3 protein-coding genes and 1 pseudogene are annotated in these 5208 nt (G+C 40.1%); all 4 read right to left on the reverse strand.

Annotated features, from left to right (window positions below; all coding sequences use genetic code 11):
* Positions 1-329, reverse strand: a pseudogene (locus Q0241_RS11175) (MFS transporter); the annotation flags it as partial.
* A gap of 72 nt (positions 330-401) precedes the next feature.
* Positions 402-1586, reverse strand: coding sequence for a serine hydrolase domain-containing protein (locus Q0241_RS11180; RefSeq protein ID WP_299377362.1), 1185 nt, complete (start codon positions 1584-1586; stop codon positions 402-404).
* An 11-nt stretch (positions 1587-1597) separates the two neighbouring features.
* Positions 1598-3610, reverse strand: coding sequence for a TonB-dependent receptor (locus Q0241_RS11185; protein WP_299377364.1), 2013 nt, complete (start codon positions 3608-3610; stop codon positions 1598-1600).
* A gap of 133 nt (positions 3611-3743) precedes the next feature.
* On the reverse strand, positions 3744-4742 hold the full coding sequence (locus Q0241_RS11190) for an AraC family transcriptional regulator (protein ID WP_299377366.1): 999 nt from the start codon (positions 4740-4742) through the stop codon (positions 3744-3746).
* Positions 4743-5208: the final 466 nt, after the last annotated feature.

The raw sequence follows: 5208 nt of genomic DNA on the forward strand, positions 1-5208 counted from the left end.
AGAGCCACCCCGAGCATGCCCAGACTTTCAGGTACGGGAAAAATAGCACCGAGTAAGATCGCAAAAACCATAAGCGGCTGTAAGATTAAAATCCAACTACGATAATGACCGAATTTACGAGATCCATAAGCATCAACAAGAGGTGCCCATAAAAGCTTTATCGACCAAATCAACCCAAAGCTATACAACCAAGCTATAGAATTTAAATCCGCACCTTCGCTACGAAGTATTGCTGGTAAAGCGGTAAATATGAACGATATAGCAAGAAACTGAGAACAATACAGTCCTCCAAGTAACAATATTTTTTCTTTAGAAATACAAGCCGACATAAAGAATACTTTTCATTTTAAGAGAAACGACAATTAACTAAGAGAGTTTTTATAAAAAAGTTAGGATATCTGCTACCTCAAACAAGAATACGCTATGTCGATCAATTTCTTAGATGAATTCCCCATCAATGATGGATCCTGTTTTGATTTTTGGTGGAGCTTATTATGAACAAAGGAAAAAGCTACCTGATTTTCCGGGTCCACAAACCCTAAACTTCCACCCATCCCGGCATGACCAAAACTATTTCTCGTTGGCCCAAAGGGGGCCAAATTATCATCCGTAAAAAAGACCCCAAGCCCAATTCGTACGAATGAGTTTGTCGCTTGATCTAACTGAGTTTTAGGTACCGACATCAACTCTTTCATTAACTTAGGAGAAAACAGCGTCGGTTCTTGTTGCCCAATAACACTATATATTTTTGCCAAGCTCCTCGCGGTACCAAACCCTGAAATTGCTGGTGCTTCACATTCTCGCCAGGCATCGCTATTCGGATGGTAATTTCCATCACAGGGTTTGAAATAAAGCCTTTTCCACCCACCAAGCCATGGCATAACCCGGGCTGCAATGCTTAAGAATATTTGCACGCCCCTCCCGTACCCTGTACATACGGCAACTCGATCTTTCATGGACGGCAGTAGCTTCAAAGCATAATCTGCATCGTATGGCTTCGCGAAATATTTATCGAAATATTCAGAAGGCATCATCCCACTGCTTCTTCGTATGATTTCTCCAACGATGTGCCCAAAAGTAATTGCGTGATACGCCGTTTCAGTATCTGTCGGCCAAATAAGGTCGGACTTTTCAATAGCACCAATCATGCGGTCCCAATGATAGACGTCACCCGGTCTATTTGCGCTGAGTACCGGCAAGCCTGATCTATGTTGTAAGACATCCCTTATCGTAACGTTTGATTTTAAACCGCCTTCTTTATGGGAAAATTCTGGCCAATAGGTAACAACAGGCTCATCCAGTTCTGCAAAACCTCTATCAATAAGGTGAAGTAAACAAACTGCGACCATCGCTTTAGATGCAGAAAAGGTACTTACAACAGTATCATGTTGCCATAAGCTATTTTGTAAAAGGTCCGCATATCCAGCCCAATAATCTAAAACTTTTTCCCCTTTCACATAAACACAAAGGCCAGCCCCAATTTCTTCACCCTGCTCAAAAAGACGTAAAAAAGCGTCTCTTAAGGGAAAGAACTTCTCCTCTGCCCAGGGCTCTTTACCCTGAGCAGGACTAAACAATTCATCCACGATACACAGCCTTAAAATTTAACAGCAAGTGTCGCTAGAACGGATCGTCTAGCACCTGGGGTCCAAAATTTTTCTGTGGAAATTTCAGCCGCGTATTTTTTATCCGTAAGGTTTTTGCCGTGAAGCGCCAGGCTTAAATTCTGGTAGTCGATACCAATAGAAGCATTTAAAAGCGCGTATGCATCACCCTCAATTTTATCATCATTTGCTAAATTATAATCAGTTTCAGATTGATAAGTAATATCAGCCGTAATATACCCCGTAAGATTCTGCCCCAAATCCTTCTCATATGTGGTTGAAATCCGTGCCGTTAATTCCGGACTAATTGCGAAGTTATTTCCTTCGTATGACTGATCCTTACTTTTGGTTATCTCCGTATCTAGATATCCAACACTCCCCCCGATCTGCCACTCATCTGTCAGTAGAGCCGAAAGGTTAGCTTCTATACCACGTGAATAGGCTCGTTTTATATTGATCGCATTGAGTAAGGTGTCATAGGCTTGATAATTCGAGAAATCTGTATAAAACACCGCAGCACCATAAGAGATTCTGTCGTTTGCTAAACGGCCTTTAGCTCCGATCTCATAATTAATACTCTTTTCACTATCTACTTTCTGATTAGACGCATTAGAAGCTGCAAAGTTAACTGTTCCAGGTTTAAATCCTGAAGCAATCGAACCATAAATATTTGTAGAGGGTGTAAGTGCATAAGTAGTACTAACTTTAGGCGTAAAACCATAAAAGGTTTCATCGTAATCCAACGTTGTAGAGGTACCACCAAAAGAAAATAGCTGATCAGCCTTGCGATCCACACGGGTAAATCGAGTGCCCACATTAATATTCCAACGGTCTGTTACGTCATAACCTAAATTCCCATACATCGCATAATTTTGAGTTTTCAAGTCGGTATCGTAAATAGCAGGATAAGCGGGAATATCTTGATTAACGTTATTTCGTTCATGAGATACATAAGCCGCTGCAAGCCACGATAATGGACTATCCTCATCTACAGAAGAAAGCCTGATTTCCTGACTATAAATTTCTTCTTTGCTATCTATTTTGTAAGGCCAGGCAAATAGGGAATCAATTTTGGTTTGGCGCATGTTTGTTAAACTACGAAGCTCGGCTTCATCAAAATCATAGATCACATCAAAGGACCCTCCCCGTGAATGAGTTTCCTCTTTCAGATTATCTGTGCTTGTAACCGTATAATTAGGTCTATCTGTCCAATAGCGTGCGGGACCGTTGCGGTCAGATAAGTCCAGATTAAGTCTAAGTTCTAAGTTGTCATTAGGTAGGGCACGCAACTTCCCCTGCATATACTTAGTGTCATATTTATCTGCATTTTTATCATTTGAAAGATTCTTAACAAAACCGTCGCCTGTCGTACCAGACATTGTGAATGATCCATAAAGCTTTTTATCCATAATCGGACCAGAAAGGTATAAATCCCCTTGGTAGTGATCACGGGTTCCCACACCACCTTGGATTTGTCCTTCAAATTCATCACTTGGTAATTTGGTTTCAATATTGATTGCACCAGCTATCGCATTATGGCCAAAGAGGGTACTTTGAGGTCCCCTTAATACTTCGACCCGATCTGCATTTTTCAAAAGCATCATAGCTTGGCTTGCAGGTATCGCCACCCCATCAACAAAAACAGGAACAGAGCTATCTACGTAAGGAAGTTGAGCGCCAAGCCCCCTGATTGTAATTTGACTATCTCCACCGTTTGCCCCAGTTCGAACAGACAAATTTGGTGTTTTTTGAATAATATCAAATACGGATGTTAAATTTTGTTTTTCAAGCTCATCTGCGGTAAAAACTTCCATACTAATGGGAACTTCTTGCTCAACCTCGTCCCGTTTTTGTGCTGTTACATACACAGGCTCAAGCTGAATCTTACCTTCTTCATCGGTCTTACCTCCTTCAGCAAAAGCACCACTTCTAGGGACATTAACTAAGACAACCGCGCTACAGATTATGCAGCTAGATAACAAAGTTTTTTTATAACAATTTAACATGATATCTACATTCCAACAGTATACGAAACAACCGTTGGATGTTTTGAAGGATTATTTAAGAGTGCTCAATTGATGTTGTTTTCCCATTTAGTCCTTTTATTATCGCAAAGAGGTACTGGGGGCTTACGGAGAGCTAAAGGGCAGCCGATGTTGCTTCACTCGGTGTGATTTTATGATATTTTCGAAAAGCTGTCGTAAAACTGGCTTGATTTGCATACCCAACGTGTGCAGCTGTTTGCTGAATAGTTGCTCGCCCTGACCTGAGCATATTTTTAGCAACTTCCATTCGTGTACGCAGAACATAATGAGCTGGTGGATAACCGCAAATTTTTGGAAAATTCAATTTCAAATGCTTCTTACTACAACCGACTTCATCTGCAATGGCCTGAAGAGTTAGCTTCCTCCCCATATTGCTCTTAATAAATTCGACTGCCTTATCAATATGCCGAACATCTTTAGCCAGAACCACCTGCTCTTCTGGTAGTATTTTATTCCTTTGCAATAAGTGTGTGAAAAAAGATTTTAAGACCTCGACCACCACTTGAATAAAATGTAGCCTTAGGTTTATTCCAGTCAACTCGGTACATACTAGCCCTTTTAAAGCCTCGATTATTGAAGGATTTGGGCACCAAACCTTGTAATCTCGACCAGCTAGAAGATAAGTATTTAAACGGTCCTTTTCCCCATTATTTAGGCAGTATTCTTCGATAAATAGCTTTAATTCATCTAAAGCAAAATGAATAACAACAGTTTCAATGTTTCCAGGAAAAGATACCTGCTTGATTGTTAAAAGGCTCTCGTGGAACAGATAATAAATATTAGGCGCTGTTTTATGCTCAATAGTGTTTTCACCTTGTTTTGTATGACCACTTCCCTCAAATCCAATATAAAGGCTTAACCCCGGTGGATTTGTTGCTTCAACATTATATTCGCCAAGGATCGCCCCCTTTAATGTACAGACTGTTAAACCAGATAAAATTTTGCTTTCCCGAAAACATCCATTTATCAGGCCAGTTTCAAAATCAACTGTTTTATCCGATCTGGTTATTGTCAGATCTTCAACATTAAGTTTTAGGTGTTCACTAAAAATACGCAAATCCTCGACGCTATACTCGCGATCACTAAACTGCATTATCTGGCCTTTATAGCTGCTTTTTTGATTCTAATTATTAAAAATCAACTTAATGAGAATAGTTATCATTTGCAACATGTTGATACTTGTTTACCACGGATAAGGCCACTTCGAGAACTTACTCGGTTTCGCTACTTATTATTTTCACACTAAGTTCTCTCCCCCCTCCAGACGTAAAAAAGCCCTCTGAGTTTTCACTCAGAGGGCTTTTTAATTGGTTGCTGGGGTAGGCAACTTACTTAAATTGTATATCAATGCTTCTTGAGAATAACATTAATCTGTCTAGTCCCCAGTCATACGCAGATAACAAAAATTTAAAAATGCACAATCATTCTGTTATTGAGAGTATGACGATATTACTCTTTTCTTTGGCAGTGTTGAATCCACTTTTTAACTCTCCCCACTGTCTTTGAACTTTTCAACTCAAAACCAGTGCCAGATTGCGGTGATATCTGCAGGGGTTCAC

It is taken from the genome of uncultured Kiloniella sp. (assembly GCF_937128705.1).
In the GTDB taxonomy this organism is placed as follows: domain Bacteria; phylum Pseudomonadota; class Alphaproteobacteria; order Kiloniellales; family Kiloniellaceae; genus Kiloniella.